Below are 16,332 nucleotides of genomic sequence, written 5' to 3'. Positions count from 1 at the left end.
CCCGCTCACCGCCGCACCGGCCGACCCGGCACCCCACACCGCCCGCCCTTCCTCCTCGCCCAACCCCGCCACTCCCCAGCCGCCCGGCCCCACACAGCCCAGCCCCCCACACAGCCCCAGCCGCACGGCACCTCCCCACCCCGACCACCCAGCACTCCCCACCCCCGACCACCTTGCGCTCCGCCGCCCAACGCCTCCGCACCGCCATTCCCCTCCCTCACCCCGGAAGGACGTCATGCCGCGTACGTACACCGTCGCCAGTCTCAAGGGGGCGCACGTCCTGCTCACCGGGGCCACCGGGTTCATCGGGCAGGCCGTGTTGGAGCGGCTGCTCGCCGACCATCCCGACACCCGCGTCACGCTGCTGATGCGCGGGCGGGGCGGGTGTGGTGCTCGGGACCGGCTGGTGCGGCTGCTCCGCAAGGACGTGTTCCGGCGCTGGCACGAGAGGCCCGGCGGTGCGGAGGCGCTCGCCGAAGCCGGGCGCCGGGTGCAGGTCGTCGAAGGCGATCTCGCCGACGTGCCGGAGCTGCCCGACGACATCGACACGGTGATCCACTGCGCGTCGGCGGTCACCTTCGACCCGCCCATCGACGAGGCGTTCCGCTCCAACGTCACCGGGGCCGCCGGGCTGTGCGAGCGGTTGGCCCGCCAACCGGCCCCGCCGCACCTGGTGTACGTCTCCACCGCGTTCGTCTCCGCACCCGGCCACGGCCAGGTGCGCGAGGAGCCGCTGGGGCACCGGGTCGACTGGCGACAGGAGACGGCAAGCGCCGAGCGGACCCGCGCCGAGGTCGAACGTGACTCGCGCCGCCCCGAGGTGCTGCGCGGGCTGCTGCGCGAGGCCCGCCGGGCGCACGGGCCGTGCGGCAACCAGGTGGTGGCGGCGCAGACCGAGGCGGCCAGGTCAGCCTGGGTGGAGCGGCGGCTGGTCGAGTACGGGCGGGCCCGGGCCACCTCGCTCGGCTGGACGGACGTCTACACCTTCACCAAGGCGCTGGCCGAGCGGGCCACCGAAGAGCTGTGGGCCGGGCGGCCGTTGACGGTGCTGCGACCCGCGATCGTGGAGAGCGCGCTGCGCCACCCGTACCCGGGGTGGATCGACGGGCACAAGATGCTCGACCCGCTGATCATCGACTACGGCACGGGCACCATGTGGGACCTGCCGGGGGCCGAGGACGCCGTGCTCGACGTCATCCCGGTGGACCTGGTGGTCAACGCCGTGCTGGCCGCCGCGGCGGCACCGGCCGCGCCCGGTGCGCCGCACTACTTCCACGTCGGCTCGGGCACCAGCAACCCGCTGACCTACGGCGCGCTCCACGACCACCTGGACGCCTACTTCCGCCGTCACCCGCTGCCCGACCCGGCCGGGTTCGGCCATCTGCGGCACGCCCGGTGGAAGTTCCACGACGCCGGGCGGGTACGGGTCGCCATCGGTCTCGCCGAGCGGGCCACCGCAGCCGCAGCCAGCGCCCTGGAGTGGCTACCGACCGGCGAACGCACCCTGGCCAGGGAAGAGCGGCTGCACCAGCGACGCGGTGAACTCGCCAGGCAGCGCCACTACTTCAAGGTCTACCAGCCGTACACCGGCGCCCAAGCGCGCTACGACGACCGGGAGTTGCTGGCGCTGCACCGGGCACTGCCCCCGCAGCGCGCCGCCGAGCACGGCTTCGACCCGCGGCAGCTCGACTGGCGCGACTACCTCCAGGAGGTGCACTGCCCCGGGGTCACCCGGCGGCTGCGGGACGCCATGGCGCGGCGCGCCGAGGTCGGGCGCGGCGGCGGGCAGCGGCCGGTGCGCGCGCTGCCGTCGGGCGAGGACGTCGCCGCGGTCTTCGACCTGGACGGCACGGTCGTCGCCGCCGACATGGTCGAGTCCTATCTGTGGGCCCGCCTCGCCTCGGGTCCGCTGCCCGCCCGCGCGGTCGAACTGCTCGACCTGCTGCGCTCCGCGCCCCGCTATCTGCACGCGGACCGGGGCGACCGGGCCGCCTTCGTCCGGGCCTTCCTGCGCCGCTACCGCGGGGCCGACGAGGCGGAGTTGCACACGCTGGTGCGGGAGGCGCTGGCCGATGCGCTGTTGCGGCGGGTGCTGCCGGACGCGGTGCGGCGGGTGCGCGAACACCGGGCCGCCGGGCACCGTACGGTGCTGGTCACCGGCAGTCTCGAAGTGCTCGTCGAGCCGCTGCGACCGCTGTTCGACGAGGTCGTCGGCTGCCGGTTGGAGAGCCGGGGCGGGGTGCTGAGTGGCCGGCTGGCCGCGCCGCCGGTGGTCGGCGAGGCGCGCGCCGCCTGGCTGCGGGAGTACGCCCGCGAGCGGGGTCTCTCGCTGCACCGCTCGTACGGATACGCCGACAGCTACTCCGACCGGCCGTTCCTCTCCTTGGTCGGCCGGCCCTGCGCGGTCAACCCCGAGCTGCGGCTGTACCGGTACGCGGCCCGCCACCACTGGCCCGTCGTGCGCTGGGGCGCGCATCCGGGCACCCGCTGGGAGGCGCTGGCCGACGCGGTCGTGGCCGGCGCGCGCCACGAGGCCCCGAGGAGTGAGGCATGAGCAGGCCAGGGTTGGTCATCGAAGTCGACCGGCGCACACCGCCGTTGCTGGTGAGCGAGGGCGAGGGGTTCCGTCTGGAACGGCTGCCCGAGGGGAGCCGGGTGGTGTATCCGCCCACCTCGCTGCCGGGCATCCGCGATCTGGACGGGGCCATTGACCGCGCTCTGCACCACCCGCACGGCATCGAGCCGCTGCCCGCGCTGTTGCGTCCCGGCATGCGGCTGACCATCGTCTTCGACGATCTGTCGCTGCCGCTGCCGCCGATGCGCAGCCCGGACGTGCGGCAGCGGATCATCGAGCACGTACTGGAGTTGGCCGCCCGGCACCGGGTGGACGACGTGGAGTTGCTCGCGGCGAACGCGCTGCACCGGCGGATGACGCCGGCCGAGTTGCGCCATGTGGTGGGTGACCGGGTGTTCCGCTCGTTCTTCCCGCAGCACCTGCGCAACCACGACGCGGAGGACCACGCCAACCTGGTGCACCTCGGCCGCACCGGGCACGGCGAGGACGTGGAGATCAACCGGCGGGCCGCGGAGAGCGATCTGATCGTGTACGTGAACATCACACTGGTGGCGATGAACGGCGGCGCCAAGTCGGTGGCGGTCGGTCTCGCCAGCTACCGCAGCCTGCGCCACCACCACAACGTGGACACCCTCCAGCACTCGCGCTCCTTCAACGACCCGGCCCATTCGGCCATGCACCGCTCGTACGGCCGGATGCACGATCTGATCGGCGGTCAGGTCAAGGTCTTCACGGTGGAGACGGCACTGAACAACGACGCCTTCCCGGCCCCGCTCGGCTTCCTCAGCAAGCGCGAGTGGGAGTGGAGCGCGGCGGACCAGACGGCGTACGTGGCGGCGCGGCGCGGCACCCGGCTGCTCGCGCCCGCCCTGCGCCGGCGGGCCTTCCACCGGGTGGCCGCGCCGTGGGGGGTGACCAGCGTGGCCGCCGGGGCACCGAGCGCGGTACACCCGCTGACCCTGCGACAGGTGCACCGCCAGCAGGTCACTCCGGTGTCGGGCCAGGCCGACGTGGGCGTCTTCGGCGTGCCGTACCTGTGCCCGTACAACGTGAACTCGGTGATGAACCCGATCCTGGTGGCCTCGATGGGGCTCGGCTACCTGTTCAACATGTATCTGAACAAGCCGATCGTGCGGCGCGGCGGCGTGGGGATCTTCTACCACCCGCTGCCGAACGAGTTCCACACCGTGCACCATCCGAGCTATCTCGACTTCTACGCGGACGTGCTGTCCAGGTCGACCGATCCGGCGGTGGTGGAGAGCAAGTTCGAGGAGCAGTTCGCCACCGACCCGTGGTACGTGCACCTGTACCGGCGCAGCTACGCCTACCACGGGGTCCATCCGTTCTACATGTGGTACTGGTGCGCGCACGCGCTGGAGCACCTGGGCGACGTGATCTTCGTGGGGGCCGATCCGGCGGTCGCCGCCCGGCTGGGGTTCCGCGCGGCCAGCACGTTGGCCGACGCCCTGGAGTTGGCCTCGCACACGGTGGGTCGCCACCCGGAGATCACCTATCTGCACGCCCCGCCGCTGACGATGGCGGCGGTCTCGTGACCGGCGGCCAGCGGCGGGGGTCCGCCGGGTGGTTCGTCGAGCGGTGGGGCGGCGGCCGGGCGGTCGGGCCCGGTACGGGGTGGCTCCGGGACCTGGCGCTGCTGCGGCAGGGGCGCGACTGGCGCGGGCGGGCGCCGCTGCCGCGCGGGCTGCCTCCGGAGCAGCATCCGCCGCGGCCTTCGGCGGCGCCCTTCCGCACCGCCTGGGCGCGGTCGGCGCCGGCCGCGCTGGTCCGGGACGCGCTGCGCACCGGGGTGCTGGGGCCGCTGTTGTGGGCGCACGTCCGGCCGACGGTGACGGGGCGCGACCGGGTGGCGGGCTTGCGCGGCCCGGTGGTGTTCGTGTCCAACCACGCAAGCCACCTCGACACGCCGCTGATTCTCGGGGCGCTGCCGGGCGCCGTCGCGGCCCGGACGACGGTGGGCGCCGCCGCCGACCACTTCTTCGCCTCGCGGCTGACCGGCGCGGCGACGGCGCTGCTGTTCAACGCGTTCCCGGTGGACCGGCGCGGCGAGGTCGAGGCGGCCCGCCGACGGGCCGCCGGCGACACCGAACGCCCGGGCCACGGGGCCGAGTTGGCCGCCCGGTTGATCCGCTGCGGCTGGAGCGTGCTGCTCTTCCCCGAGGGCTCGCGGTCCCGGGACGGTTGGATGCGGTGGTTCCGGTTGGGCGCCGCCCGGCTGTGCCTGGACACCGGGGTGCCGGCGGTCCCGGTCGTGGTGCGGGGCTCGTTCGCGGCGCTGGCGCCGGGCGAGCGCCTGCCGCGGCGCGGTGGCCCGCCGATCAGCGTCCACTTCGGCCGCCCGCTGACGGCCCGGCCGGGCGAGGGCGCGCCCGCGTTCCGCGATCGCATGATGCGGGAGGTCAACGCGTTGTGGGCGGAGTCGGAGCAGGGCTGGTACGGGGCGCGGCGCGCGGCGGCCGAGGCGGCGGGCGCCCGCCCGACCCCGCCCGCGGCGCCGCCACCGGACGACGGGCGGCGGGCGGCCCGCTGGCGCCGGGTGTGGGAGTCCACCCGCCCGGCACCCCGCCCGGGCCCGCGTCGGGTGTGGGGCGGCACCCCTCCTCGACCGGCACGCACGGCTCCACCAGCACCGGCCCCGGAGCCAGGGCCGACCCCGGACGGGGGAAGCGACCACGCGCCGACCGAGGGGGCGCCACCGCCGTAGCGGCCGGCGCGGGGACCCGCCATGGCCGGGCCGGCAGCGGCGACGGGCGCGACGGCGACGGGGAAAGCGATGGCGACGGGGGAGGGTGGCTGGACGGGCGGCGGCAGGGTCCAAACACCAGCGCGCACACGCTCGTACGAGACCTCTCGTAATTTGATGATCGACGTATTACGATGGTCGCCGTACAACACCGCATCCGTCGCCATGAAGTGGAGTTCGCCGTGAGTGCCCTGTTCGAGCCGTACACCCTGCGGTCGCTGACCATCCCGAACCGCATCTGGATGGCCCCGATGTGCCAGTACTCCGCCGCTCCGGCGGGGCCGGACGCCGGAACGGTCAACGACTGGCACTACGCGCACTACTCCGCGCGGGCGGCCGGTGGCGCCGGGCTGATCCTGGTCGAGGCCACCGCGGTCTCCCCCGAGGGACGCATCAGCCCCGGAGACCTCGGCATCTGGAACGACACCCAGGTGGCGGCGCTGCGCCGGATCACCGCCTTCCTGAAGGAACAGGGCACCACTCCCGCGATCCAGGTTGCCCACGCTGGCCGCAAGGCGAGCACCGACCGCCCCTGGCTGGGCGGTGCGCCCATCACCGACCCCGCGCAGCACGGGTGGCAGCCGCTCGGCCCCAGCCCGATCGCCTTCGACGGCGACCACCCGGTGCCCGACGAGCTGACGACCGAGCAGATACAGCAGATCGTGGGCGAGTTCGCGGACGCGGCACGGCGCTCCCTCGCCGCCGGCTTCGAGGTCATCGAGGTGCACGGCGCCCACGGCTACCTGATCGGCGAGTTCCTCTCCCCGCACAGCAACCACCGCACGGACGAGTACGGCGGCTCGTACGAGAACCGCACCCGCTTCGCGCTCCAGGTGGTGGACGCGGTGCGCGCGGTGTGGCCGCAGGAGTTGCCGGTCTTCTTCCGCATCTCGGCGACCGACTGGCTCCAGGAGAACGCGGCCGAGGGCGACACCGAGCACGGCTGGACCGTCGACGACACGGTGCGCTTCGCGCGCGACCTCCAGGCGCACGGCGTGGACCTGCTCGACGTGTCCTCCGGCGGCAACGCCGCGGACGTCCACATCCCCGCCGGCCCGCACTACCAGGTGCCGTTCGCGGCGCGGGTGAAGGCCGAGACCGAACTGCCGGTCGGGGCCGTCGGCAAGATCACCGACCCGGCCGAGGCCGAGAAGGTCCTCCAGTCCGGCGAGGCGGACGCGGTGCTGCTCGGCCGCGAACTGCTGCGTGACCCGTACTGGGCGCACCGCGCCGCCCGCACGCTCGGCGTCCCGCCGCGCGTCCCCAACCAGTACCACCGCTCCGTCTGACCGCGCGCCTGACCGCACCGACAAGGCACACCGCACGCACCCGCACCGGGACGCCCCGCCCGACCGAGGTCCGCCGGGCGCCCACCCGCGCCCGCCGCACCCGGCGGCCGGCGGCGTCCCGGCGGGCCGGGTGGGCGCAGGCGGTGCGGCATGCTCTGGCCATGAGTGAAGAGCACGGCTACAGAACGACGAACGAAGCGTCCGAGCGGCTGGCGAAGGCCCTCATCGCGTTCCGGGAAGCAGAGGGCCTCGCCGTACGCGACCTCGCACGGCGCACGCAGTTGAGCCAGTCGACCATCAGGGCGCACGAGAGCGACCGCGACGTCCCGCCCACGCCCTTCGCGGCCCGCCGCTTCGAGGAGGTTCTGGGCTGGCCACCGGGCAGCATCCCGACCCCCGCGCGCGAGGTGACGGACCTGGAACTCCCCCCGCACCCCACCGACACCAGCGACTAGGCACCCGTACGGCACGCCGCACCCCACGCAGGCGTGATCACCGGCCGGTCGGGAGGGGGCCGGTGGGCCAGTAGAGTGACGGTCGTGGCTGGACGACCGTTGAACGAAATCGTAGAACCGGGCTGGGCCAACGCACTTGAGCCCGTGGCCGACCGCATCACGGCGATGGGGACCTTCCTGCGCACCGAGATCGCCGCGGGGCGCACCTACCTCCCCGCGGGGCAGCACGTACTGCGCGCGTTCCAGCAGCCGTTCGACGAAGTGCGGGTGCTGATCGTCGGGCAGGACCCGTATCCGACGCCCGGTCACGCCGTGGGGCTCAGCTTCTCGGTCGCGCCCGAGGTGCGCCCCCTGCCCGGCAGTTTGGACAACATCTTCCGCGAGATGCACCACGACCTCGGCCACCCGCGGCCATCCAACGGGGACCTGACGCCCTGGACCCAGCAGGGCGTGCTGTTGCTCAACAGGGCGCTGACCACCGCCCCGCGCAAGCCGGCGGCGCACCGCGGCAAGGGCTGGGAAGAGGTCACCGAGCAGGCCATCCGGGCGCTGGTGGGGCGCGGCAAGCCGCTGGTGTCGATCCTGTGGGGGCGCGACGCACGCAACCTGCGCCCGCTCCTCGGCCACCTGCCGGCCATCGAGTCGGCCCACCCCTCGCCGATGTCCGCCGATCGCGGCTTCTTCGGCTCGCGCCCCTTCAGCCGCGCCAACGACCTGCTGATGGAACAGGGCGCCCAGCCCGTGGAGTGGCGACTGCCCTGATCCGGGGCGCGCGGTGGGTACGCCCGAGGCTGCGGCCCCAGCTCATGGCCTCGGGGCCACGGGCCGGGGCCGGTGGCATTTCGACCATCCTGACCGTCTCCGTTCCGCAGTACGGGCGATAGTGTCGAGGACATGACGACGCAATCCCCGACCCCCGCGGGCTGGTACGCCGACCCGCAGGGCACCCCCCACCAGCTCCGTTGGTGGGACGGCAACCAGTGGACCCAGCACACCCATCCCGGGCAGGCCGGTCCCGGCGCGGCCCAGCAGGCGGTCCCGGCCCAGCCCGAGAAGATCCAGCGCCAGGTCCAGCAGCAGGCCCAGGTGGGGCCCACGGCCCAGGGCGGCGGCACGCTCTTCACCGAGCCGGTGCTGGTGGTGAACCAGAAGGTCAAGCTCATCGAGCTGACCAACGAGTACAGCGTCTACGACCAGCACGGCCAGACCCTCGGGTCGGTGGTGCAGGTGGGCCAGAGCGTCATGAAGAAGGTCGCGCGCTTCGCCACCAGCCTGGACCAGTTCATGACCCACCGGCTGGAAATCCGTGACGCATACGGCCAGCCGCACCTGGTGATGACCAGGCCGGCCAAGTTCCTGAAGTCCAAGGTGCTCATCGAGCGCCCGAACGGCCAGCCGGTCGGCGAGATCCACCAGCAGAACGTCTTCGGCAAGATCAGGTTCGCCATCATGGCCGACGGCCGGCAGGTGGGCGCGATCAAGGCGGAGAACTGGCGCGCCTGGAACTTCGCCATCGTCGACCACAACGACCGCGAGATCGCCCGGATCACCAAGACCTGGGAGGGTGTCGCCAAGACGATGTTCACCACCGCGGACAACTACGTCCTCCAGATCCACGAGCAGCTCCCCGACCCGCTGCTGAGCCTGGTGATCGCGACGGCGCTGACCGTGGACACCGCGCTCAAGCAGGACGCCCGGGGCTTCGGCTGAGCCCATGGAGCCCACCGCACCCCCCACCGGCCCGGCGGCCCCCGCCCGCGCCACCGCCGCGCCGACCCCGACCGGCCGGCCCGCCCCGGCCCCCGCGGCGCCGGCCGCCCGGGCCGGCGTCTTCGCTCTGGGCGTCGACTCCGGCGGCTCCGGCCTGCGCATCGCGCTCGGCCCCGTCGACCCCCGCGGCCGGCCCGTCGGCACCCCGCTGACCTGGCAGTCGCCGCGCCCGGTACGGACCGGCGAGCGCGGCATCGACGCGGCGGACCTGCTCGGCCAGGTGCTGCCCGCCGTCGAACGCCTGGTCCGCGAGGCCGGCGCCGCGCGGGTGAGCGCCGGCTGTGTCGGCGCGGCGGGCATGGCGACCCTCGGCGACGACCTGCGGGCCCGCCTCCCCGACGCGCTCGCCGCCGCCGTCGGCCTGGAACGCCTGGCCCTCGCGGCCGACGGCGTCACGGCGTACGCAGGCGCGCTCGGCCAGCAGCCGGGCGCCGTGGTGGCCGCCGGCACCGGACTGATCGCGCTGGGCACGGGGCCGACCGACGGCCCGCGCGCCTCCTGGCGACGGGTGGACGGCTGGGGCCATCTGCTGGGCGACTGCGGCAGCGGGGCGTGGATCGGGCGGGCGGGCCTGGAAGCCGCACTACGGGCGCACGACGGGCGCGCGGGCGGCTCCGCCGCGCTGCTGGAGCGGCTCACCGCGGTCTTCGGGCCGCCCGCCGAACTGCCCGGACTGTTGTACCCGCGCCCCGATCGGCCCGCCGTGCTGGCCTCCTTCGCGCCCGAGGTCGGCCGCTGCGCCACCGCGTGCCCGGTGGCCGCCGGCATCCTGCACGAGGCGGCCGACCACATCGCCCGCGCGGCGCGGGCGGCCCATCCGGACACCGCCGCCGACCGCTCCACGGACGATGCCCGTGCACCCCAGGACCTGCCGGCGGCAGGCCCCGCCGACCGGGCACACCACACGGCGGACGCCGCAGGCGAGACCCGCCCTGTCCCCGCTGAGCGGCCGATCGCGCTGACCGGTGGGCTGTTCCGAATGGGAGCCGTGCTGCTCGACCCGGTACGCGCGCAGTTGGCGCGGCAACTGCCCGGCGTGCCGGTGGTGGAGGCGGCCGGCGACCCGCTGGCCGGGGCGCTCGGCGTGGCATCGGCGCTGGCGGCGGACGCGCTACGGCTACCGGTGGACGGCGCCCTGCTCCAGGTGGTGTAGCCGCGGTGGGGTACGGGCGCTGCGCCGACGAACCGCTACCGGCACCTTCCGGTCGGCAGGGTGCGGTAGCGGACGGTGCGTCATACCTCACCAAAAACACCGGATAAAACGGGATGGATTCGACCTAGTTACACCCAGCCGAACGGCGCCGGTCGGGAAGCGGCTAACATGCGGCGCCATGAGTTCCCCCACAGGGCCGGCGCCCGGCCTGCCCGTACGAATGCCACGCCCGCGCCAGTCCGGACGGCACCGGCGGCCGGAGCCAGCCGCGGCCCCCATCGGTGCGCCGCCGCTGGTGCTCGCCGTGCCCGGAACTCCCCACGCCGCCACGCGTGCGTTGGTCGACGAGGTGGTGAGCATCGCCCGCTCCGAGCTGCCCGGCCTCGATGCCCGGGTGGGCTACGTGGGCAGCGCCGACGCGGAGTTCCCGCCGCTGGCCGCGGTGTTGGCGCAGGCCGCGCAGGACCGTACGGCGCTGCTGGCCGCGGCGGCCCAGGCCGCCGCTGAGCAGCCGGGTGCCGGGTCCGCGGACCCGGCCGCCGATGAGTTCGCGCAGCCGCAGCCGGCGATCGACGCCGCAGGCCCGGCCGCCGTGGTCGTGCCGCTGGTGGCGGGGCCGGACAGCGAACTGGTCGCCCGGATCCGGCAGGCGGTGGACGACAGCGGTTGCGCCACGCAGGTCACCGATCCACTCGGCCCGCACCCGCTGCTCGCCGAGGCCCTGCACGTCCGGCTCTCCGAGGCGGGCCTGGCCCGTGCGGACCGGGCCCGGCTGTTCACGGTCGCCACCGCGGCCGACGGCATCGTGCTGGCCACGGTCGGCGGCCCGGAGGCGGTCCAGGCCGCGGGCATCACGGGCATGCTGCTCTCGGCGCGCCTCGCGGTACCGGTGCTGGCCGCGGCGCTCGACGAGAAGGGCGCCGTCGCCCGCACGGCCGAGCAGTTGCTCGGCGCGGGCTCGCAGCGGCTGGCGTTGGCCCCGTACCTGATCGGTCCCGAGGTGCAGGCCGAGGTCATCGAGACGGCAGCCGAGGAGGCCGGCTGCGCCGCGGCCGAACCGCTGGGCGCCTACCCGGCCGTGGGTCGCCTCGCCCTCGCCGGCTACGCCGCGGCGCTCGGCATCACGCTCCCGGGCGCCCCGAACCGCTAGCCACGGCAGGCGTCCCGCGCGGGCCGTATCGGGCCGCACGCTGCCCGGGACACGTCAGGGCTCCGGCCGCACCGCCGGCCGAGGCTGACGGGGAACCGGCGGGTCTGGCGGGACTTCGGGGCCGGCCGGACCGCCCCTGGCCGGCAGACCGCGGCAGGTGGCGGCAGGTCCGTGCGGCAAGCGCGGCAGTACAGCGAAAGACCCGGGCCGGGTCGGCCCCGATGGATTTCGGGAACCGACCCGGCCCGGGTCTTTGCGTCTTGCCCTCGCCCCCAGCCCTTGGTCGTCGCCTCCGACCGCCGTGCGGTTCACCGCCACGACCCATGCCGTACGACGAATCACATGGTCAGCGGCCTGCGATCAGCCGGGACGCTCCGTACGACCGGCAGTCCAGGAGGCGCCGGGCGCGGGACGAACTCGGCGAGTGGTGCGTGGTACGCGTTCGTCCGCACCCCGTGCGGGCCCGTCAGGCGAGCACCACACAGGACGCGGCGGGGGCGTCCACCGAGCCGGCCCAGGTCGGCACCCCGGTCTGGGTGTCGACGTCGAACCACGCCACGTTGCCGGAGTGCTCGTTGGCCACGTACAGCCGGTTCCCGGCCGGGGAGACCGTCAGGTGCCGGGGCCAGCGTCCGCCGCAGGCGACGGTGGTCTTGAGCTCGACCCGCTCGCCCGTCTCGTCCAGCCCGAGCACGGCGATGGTGTCGTGGCCCCGGTTGGCGACCCAGGCGTGCCGTCCGTCGGGGGCGATGACCAACTCCGACGGGTAGTTGCGCGGCTGGTCATCGCCGTCGACGGCGGGCAGCACGCTGATCGTGGCGCCGGGCGTCAGGGTGCCCGTTTCCGCGTCCCACCGGCACACGGTGACCGTCGAGTCGAGCTCGGCCGTGACGTACGCCCACTGGCCGCCGGGGTGGAAGGCCAGGCTGCGCGGGCCGGACCCCGGGGCGAGCCGGGTCGTGTGGTGCGGGCGGAGCGTGCCCCGCTCCTCGTCCCAGGCGTAGCTGAACACCGCGTCCGCGCCGAGGTCGACGGCGAGCACCCAGCGTCCGCTCGGGTCGACCAGCACCGCGTGCGCGTGCGGGCCCTCCTGCCGCTCGGGGTCGGCGCCCGCCCCCTCGTGCTGCTGCACGTCGGTCGGACGGGCGAGGCCGCACCACTGGTCGTGGCCCTCGGGGTCCTTCATGAACGGCAGGGCGCTGACGCTGCCCGAGGTGTAGTGGGCGAGGAGCGCGTGGCGCGGCGTGAGCGAAATGTGCGTCGGGTCGTCGCCGCCGGACAGGGCCGGCACGCCGAGCGGGGTCGGCCGGTCGGGGTCGGTGAGGGAGAACGCGGCGGCGTAGCCCTCGGGCGTCTCGCTGACCGCGTACAGCACCCCGTGCTCGTGGATCGCCAGGTACGACGGGTTCTCCACGAGGTCCGTCGAGTACTTGATGGTCAGCGCGCCGCTGTCCGGCTCGACCGTTGCGGCGCTGACACCCCAGCCGCCCGCCGATGTGAACGAACCGATGTACGCCCGCTGGCCACCGCTGGCCGCGCCGTCGCCCACCTTGTTCTCGTCGTTGGTGCCGCTCACCATGTCGCCCCTTCCTCGGCTCTGATGTGGGGACCGACCGTAGCAGTAGGTCTAGACCATGGTGCCCGGTTCGCTCATCCGCCTCTAGGGGCGTGCGTGCCCCGGCACCCTCCGGTAGGACGGGGGCAGGGGCGACGAGGCGGATGAGTCACCGAGGGCAGTGTGCTCGGGCTTGGAGGAGGCGTCAACGATGCAGTACATGGTGCAGTTGTTTGGCAGCGCCACCCGCTGGGACGAGGAGATCGCCGCGTACTCGCCGGCTCAGTTCCAGGCGATGGTCGATCACATGGAGGCCCTCAACGAGGAGCTGACCGCATCGGGCGAGCTGGTGGAGGCCCGGGGCCTGGGCGGCCCGGCGCTGGTGACCACCGTACGGGCCAAGGACGACGGCCCGCCGCAGGTCACCGACGGCCTGCACGACGAGCGGGCGAACCTGCTGGCCGGCTACTGGGTGGTGGAGGTCGCGGACCGCGACCGCGCGGTCGAGATCGCCGCCCGCGCCTCGGCGGCCCCGGGCCCCGGCGACGCCCACAACTTCCCGGTGGAGGTGCACGAACTCCCCACCGACCTCCCGCGCTGACCGCACCCCACCGCTCACGGAAAAGCGGCTGGACTTCGCCTGGACAGGGGCCGGTCTCTCCGGGGCACCGGCCTGCGAGGTGGCCGGGACGCGGCCGACAGGGACCATGCGTCCCGCCGCCCCGCCAAGACGGAGTGGCCCACAACGACGGCCCACAACGAAGCGGCCGGGTCGGAGGCTTTCGCCCCCGCCCGGCCGGCTGGGTGTCAGGCGTCGGCGAGCGGCGCCCTGGGGGAACTGCGCAGTGGCGTGGCCAGTTCGGCCAGGGCCCGTTCCAGGCCGTGCAGGTGGACCAGGGCGGGTTCGGCCGCGGGCGGCTGGGGCGCGGCCGACAGCACGGTGGCCCGTTCGCCCGGCTCCCCCGGCGCCGTCAGGGCCTCGACGGCGGCTTCGACGCGCTGGCAGGCCGCGGTGAGCCGGGCGTCGTGGGACGCCTCCGGGTCGGCGGCGATGGAGGCGAGGCCGCGCACCTGGCGGGCGCAGTCGTCGAGCAGCGCGAGCACCTGGCGGGCCCTGGCCTTGCGGGCGCGCAGCGGGCTGAGCGGGTGCACGAGCGGGGCCAGCGACATCCGCACCCGGCCGAGCAGCGCTTCGAGCTCGGCCACCCGCGGCGCGGGGTCGGCGGTGGCGGAGCCGGCCAGCCGCGCCGCCGCCTCCGCGGTGCAGGCGTGCACGCAGCGCAGCGCGCGCTGAATCCAGGCGTCGGTGGTGGCGTGGGTGGTCACCGGCAGGACGAGGAGCACGGCCAGCGCCGCGCCGAGTGCGCCCACGGTCGTCTCGGTCACCCGCAGGACGAGCAGGTCGGGGTCGAGCACGCCGAGCGAGCCGTAGAGCAGCCCGGCCATCAGCGTGACCGCCAGCATCATCCAGGTGTACGAGACGGCGGCGGTGTAGAAGATGCCGAAGACGCAGCAGGCGACCAGCGCGGCCGTGGGCACCGCGGCCCCGTCCAGCGGCACGGCGACCAGCAGTCCGACGACGACGCCGATCACGGTGCCGAGCGCCCGCCGGAAGCTGCGGACCAGCGTTTCGCCGCGCGACGCGGTGTTCACGAAGACCCACCAGGTGGCGCCGACCGCCCAGTACCAGCGCTCGTGCGAGAGCACCTGCCCCGTGGCGAGCGCGAACGCGCTGCCGGCGGTGGCCTGGATGGCCTGCCGGGTGGTAGTGCGGGCCAGGCCGGTGCCGGTCGGCGGCGCCGGGACGGCGGCCGGCGGCAGCCCCCGCTCGTAACACCACAGGCCGAAGCGGACGGCGAACGCGGCGAGCAGCGACAGCAGGACCGCGGCGTAGAGCTCGGGGAGCTGCCCGGGCACCGTGTGCAGGAACTGCGTCGCGAAGAACATCATGAACGCGAAGACGCCCAGCGAGTGGCCGCGCGGGCCCCAGCGACGGGCGTAGACGCCGGCTCCGACGATGGCCAGGAAGGCCAGGTCACGGCCGAGCGGCAGATCGTGCAGCAGGGCCGCGACGGCGAGCACCGGCAGCCCGACGACGGGCAGCAGCGCGGTGGTCACGGCCTGCCCGCGCACCGTCGCGTCGGTCACCGTGAACAGGGCGAGGAGCGCGGCGAGACCGCCGGTGATCGCGGCGACCAGCGAGTGCCCCACCGCCCCGCACGCCGCCACGGCGAGCCCGATGCCGACCACGGCCCGCAGCGCGAACCGTAGCCGCAGCCGCCCCGGGTCCGGCGCCACGAACGCCTTCTTCAGCAAGTTCCCCCGCCCCTTTCCGCGCCGATGCGCCATGACATGGAAATGGCGCCGCGGAGACCCGCAGCGCCATCGACACACCCATCTGAACACCTGGACGACCGTTGGCTCAACACGATCCCGAATCACTGGGCCAATGGCATCGTCAAGACCTATTACCGGCCATCCGGGAAGGGCCAATGGATCACCACCTTCCGCCCGCGCGGGAGGTCCGCCACCGAGTGGTCCGTACGGGCCCGGTCTGCGGTCGCGCCCCGGCCCGGGGAGCGGCCCGCGGGCGGTCGCGAACAGTCGTAGTGCGGACATCCAGGGGTACTCGACGGGCGTGTCCGGTCGGGGCCAGTCAGGGCCGCCGGCGATCGGGGCCGAGCCGGCTCCGCTCCGACGCACCGTCGCAGGATGCGAACCGACCGGCTCCACCGGCCGCACCGGCCCCGGTCCGTACGACAGGGAGCGGTACGGCAGAAGGGGCCGGAACCCGACGAGCCGCGGGAGCCCACCATGGCGACGACCAGCGAGACGATCACCGTCGACGTCGAAGGCACCACCCTGACCGGTGACCTCGCGCTGCCGGCCGGGGCGCGCGGCGTGGTGGTCTTCGCGCACGGCAGCGGCAGCTCGCGGCGGAGCCCGCGCAACCGCGCGGTGGCCGCGGTGCTGGGCCGGGCCGACCTCGCCACCGTCCTCATCGACCTGCTCAGCGCGGACGAGGAACGGGCGGACCGCGCCGGCGGCGAGCTGCGCTTCGACATCCCGCTGCTGGCCCGCCGGGTGGCGGCGGTCGTGGACCGGATGGGCGACCGGCCGGAGACGGCGGCGCTCCCCGTGGGCCTGTTCGGCGCGAGCACCGGCGCCGCCGCGGCCCTCACCGCGGCGGCCGAGCGCCCCGACCAGGTGGCCGCCGTGGTCTCCCGCGGGGGCCGCCCGGACCTGGCCGGTGCGGCGCTCGGCGGCGTACGGGCCCCGGTTCTGCTCGTCGTCGGCGGCGCCGACCGGCATGTGCTGCGCCTCAACGAGGCGGCGGCGCAGCAGCTCACGGGCGTGTGCCGACTCCACGTCGTACCGGGCGCCGGCCACCTCTTCGAAGAGCCCGGGGCCCTCGAAGAGGTGGCCGATGCGGCACGGGACTGGTTCCTCGCGATGCGCGGGCCGTAGGTCGGGCGCGGCGGGTGGACGCGGCCGGGGTCGGCGAAGGGGCCGCGGGATAGCCCCCCTACGACGGCCGGCGCTAGCCCGACCCGTACGACAGGCAGCACGTACCGCGGCCGACACGGACGGCGCGCCCGCGCAACCAACCCGGCGGCCAGCTCC

General features: G+C 74.7%; 13 protein-coding genes. 11 read left to right on the top strand and 2 right to left on the bottom strand.

Translation table 11 applies throughout. The features are described from left to right. Positions 1 to 235: 235 nt before the first annotated feature. The 9 genes from ACMA1D_RS05815 to ACMA1D_RS05775 all read left to right on the top strand — a co-directional run bounded on the left by ACMA1D_RS05815 (position 236) and on the right by ACMA1D_RS05775 (position 11,153). A complete protein-coding gene (locus ACMA1D_RS05815) occupies positions 236 to 2,554 on the top strand; it encodes an HAD-IB family hydrolase (protein ID WP_414722778.1) in 2,319 nt (772 codons plus the stop codon). Continuing rightward, the gene (locus ACMA1D_RS05810) at positions 2,551 to 4,128 is read left to right on the top strand and encodes a lactate racemase domain-containing protein (RefSeq protein ID WP_414722777.1); all 1,578 of its coding nucleotides are present in this window, start codon (positions 2,551 to 2,553) and stop codon (positions 4,126 to 4,128) included. Before ACMA1D_RS05815 ends, ACMA1D_RS05810 begins: the two co-directional genes overlap by 4 nt. Next, on the top strand, positions 4,125 to 5,297 hold the full coding sequence (locus ACMA1D_RS05805) for a lysophospholipid acyltransferase family protein (RefSeq protein ID WP_414722776.1): 1,173 nt from the start codon (positions 4,125 to 4,127) through the stop codon (positions 5,295 to 5,297). The genes ACMA1D_RS05810 and ACMA1D_RS05805 overlap by 4 nt, the downstream gene beginning before the upstream one ends. Positions 5,298 to 5,518: 221 nt before the next feature. Continuing rightward, on the top strand, positions 5,519 to 6,625 hold the full coding sequence (locus ACMA1D_RS05800) for an NADH:flavin oxidoreductase/NADH oxidase (protein WP_414722775.1): 1,107 nt from the start codon (positions 5,519 to 5,521) through the stop codon (positions 6,623 to 6,625). A gap of 161 nt (positions 6,626 to 6,786) precedes the next feature. Continuing rightward, positions 6,787 to 7,080, top strand: a complete 294-nt coding sequence (locus ACMA1D_RS05795) for a helix-turn-helix domain-containing protein (RefSeq protein ID WP_414722774.1) — start codon at positions 6,787 to 6,789, stop codon at positions 7,078 to 7,080. An 84-nt stretch (positions 7,081 to 7,164) separates the two neighbouring features. After that, a complete protein-coding gene (locus ACMA1D_RS05790; protein ID WP_414722773.1) occupies positions 7,165 to 7,842 on the top strand; it encodes a uracil-DNA glycosylase in 678 nt (225 codons plus the stop codon). A 132-nt stretch (positions 7,843 to 7,974) separates the two neighbouring features. After that, positions 7,975 to 8,790, top strand: a complete 816-nt coding sequence (locus ACMA1D_RS05785; protein WP_414722772.1) for a phospholipid scramblase-related protein — start codon at positions 7,975 to 7,977, stop codon at positions 8,788 to 8,790. 4 nt (positions 8,791 to 8,794) lie between these two features. Beyond that, a complete protein-coding gene (locus ACMA1D_RS05780) occupies positions 8,795 to 10,003 on the top strand; it encodes an N-acetylglucosamine kinase (RefSeq protein ID WP_414722771.1) in 1,209 nt (402 codons plus the stop codon). Between the two features lie 178 nt (positions 10,004 to 10,181). Continuing rightward, positions 10,182 to 11,153: a hypothetical protein gene (locus tag ACMA1D_RS05775; RefSeq protein WP_414722770.1), complete on the top strand. Its 972-nt coding sequence runs from the start codon at positions 10,182 to 10,184 to the stop codon at positions 11,151 to 11,153. Between the two features lie 466 nt (positions 11,154 to 11,619). Here ACMA1D_RS05775 and ACMA1D_RS05770 read toward each other — a convergent pair whose 3' ends face one another. Beyond that, entirely contained in the window at positions 11,620 to 12,732 is a 1,113-nt protein-coding gene (locus ACMA1D_RS05770) for a lactonase family protein (RefSeq protein ID WP_414722769.1), read from the bottom strand. Between the two features lie 187 nt (positions 12,733 to 12,919). Between ACMA1D_RS05770 and ACMA1D_RS05765 the strand changes: the two genes are divergently transcribed. After that, positions 12,920 to 13,309 carry a YciI family protein gene (locus ACMA1D_RS05765; protein WP_414722768.1) on the top strand — a complete coding sequence of 130 codons (390 nt, stop codon included), beginning with the start codon at positions 12,920 to 12,922 and terminating at the stop codon, positions 13,307 to 13,309. Positions 13,310 to 13,515: 206 nt separating this feature from the next. On the opposite strand, the gene ACMA1D_RS05760 is transcribed toward ACMA1D_RS05765, so the two are convergent. Next, positions 13,516 to 15,024: an FUSC family protein gene (locus tag ACMA1D_RS05760; protein ID WP_414722767.1), complete on the bottom strand. Its 1,509-nt coding sequence runs from the start codon at positions 15,022 to 15,024 to the stop codon at positions 13,516 to 13,518. Between the two features lie 498 nt (positions 15,025 to 15,522). Between ACMA1D_RS05760 and ACMA1D_RS05755 the strand changes: the two genes are divergently transcribed. Then, complete coding sequence (locus tag ACMA1D_RS05755) at positions 15,523 to 16,176, top strand: dienelactone hydrolase family protein (protein ID WP_414722766.1); 654 nt, start codon at positions 15,523 to 15,525, stop codon at positions 16,174 to 16,176. Positions 16,177 to 16,332: the final 156 nt, after the last annotated feature.

Source organism: Streptomyces sp. 796.1 (genome assembly GCF_047525675.1).
Classification (GTDB): Bacteria; Actinomycetota; Actinomycetes; order Streptomycetales; family Streptomycetaceae; genus Streptomyces.
Note: the sequence above shows the minus strand (reverse complement) of the source record. Positions and strands in the feature narration are given on the sequence as shown.